At 59.8% G+C, this 1,016-nt stretch carries 1 protein-coding gene; it reads left to right on the top strand.

Annotated features, from left to right (window positions below; all coding sequences use genetic code 11):
- Positions 1-34 precede the first annotated feature (34 nt).
- On the top strand, positions 35-1,016 hold a 982-nt coding region (locus J1C54_RS16335; protein ID WP_229150031.1), incomplete at its 3' end, for an Ig-like domain-containing protein.

Raw genomic sequence — 1,016 nt, forward strand, 5'->3', positions numbered from 1 at the left:
GGCCGCGGCGCCCTAACCAGACCCGGAGAAAGCTTTGCTATCTTTGCCTCGTTGGATGCTTCGTTTGTTTATGTGGATGATTGGTCTGTTTACGCTTCAGCACGCCGTAGACGGTGGTGGTGGCACCGAAACGCCCATCAACAAGGCACCCGAAGTCACATTCACCACGCCGTTGTCAGGCGCACGCCTGAATGCTGGGGACGATATCCATGTCGTCACTAGAGCGACCGACAGTGATGGCTCCATCGTCAGCGTCGTCCTGTCTGTTAATGGCACTAAGTTACGCACGCTCACCAAGCCACCTTTTGAATGGGGTGTACCCCGCGGCAGTCACGATGCGCTCCTGAGAAACGTTGCCGCGGGCAATTATGAATTAATCGCCGTGGCGCAGGATAATCAGGGCGCTGAAAGCCGCGCCGTGCTTTCGTTGCGCGTCGCGCCCCCGCCCGCGCCGCCGCCGCCGCCCGTCATCAAAACCTGCGATGAAAACCCATCTCTGGATCGAAGCTGCACTGACGGCAGCGTTGGCACTGAAGCGGATGACCGGCGGGCGCTGCCTTTGGCGCCTGCAATCAAACGGGACATTCACCTCGTGGAAGTAGGCGACGGTGCCCGCACCGACCCGGACAATAATACCCGCGACGAGGGCTATTTCACTCGCCCCCATATTCCGCCCTATCGGACCACGGCCGACGGCCGGATTGCGATGCAGACGCGAACCCGCACCAAAGACCCGACAGCAGAAGTGTTCCGGTTTTTCCTGTTTGAGCCCAAGCGAATCAACACGTCTTTCCTTTCCTCGCCGCCCGGCAGCGCCACCAACGGCGCCGGCATGGACATCGTAGCCAATCGAGGCAGTTACGCCCTGCCCAGGCATCGGTTCGTAGCCTCAGAAGCCGCAGGCGAGTCAGAGTCTTTGCACTCGGCTATCTGCAATGATCCGGGCAAGCCCATGACGACCTGCGGACAAGGTGGCAAGAACGACTGCCATCACTTCTCGGTCATTACCCCTTTCT

The sequence above is a fragment of the Alcanivorax sp. 1008 genome (genome assembly GCF_020667895.1).
Lineage (GTDB): Bacteria > Pseudomonadota > Gammaproteobacteria > Pseudomonadales > Alcanivoracaceae > PGZG01.